We start from the raw sequence: 406 nt of genomic DNA, 5'->3' as shown, positions 1-406 counted from the left end.
GATCCACGGCCGTGATCGGAACCTGCGCCTGATACGCGAAGTCGTACGCGTCAAAATTCCAGAGCCCCGTACGGTCCGTGTACGCTATGAACGACGACTGGCGTTGATCGACACCCGTGATAATATACGCGTTGGGGCTCGCCAAATGCGACGCAGGAAGCTCATCTACTGAGCCCAGAACCGCCATCCGGAACTGGTTGTTCGATTCTGCGGCGTCCAGCCACATTTGGTAATTCGTGTCCACGATCGACAGGAACGCATCAATCCGGATGCTGTTTCCGCCGTCCACCGCACCGAGCGGTGACTTGTGAATCAGGCTGTCGTCTGCGGCCAACGCGAACAGCGTGTTGCCCACGAAATACCCAATTTCACCAAAATCGAACGGTCCTAGGTTGTAGTCTAGGTA

Annotated in this window: 1 protein-coding gene; it reads right to left on the bottom strand. The window is 56.2% G+C overall.

The features are described 5' to 3' along the window. Positions 1-406, bottom strand: a 406-nt coding sequence (locus AC1RPQ_RS08005) for a hypothetical protein (RefSeq protein ID WP_481762263.1), incomplete at both ends; no start/stop codon positions are given.

The organism is Dellaglioa sp. CoH-57-MRSF-21, from assembly GCF_056781915.1.
The sequence above is the reverse complement of the archived record's forward strand: the minus strand, read 5'-3'. Positions and strand labels throughout refer to the sequence as shown.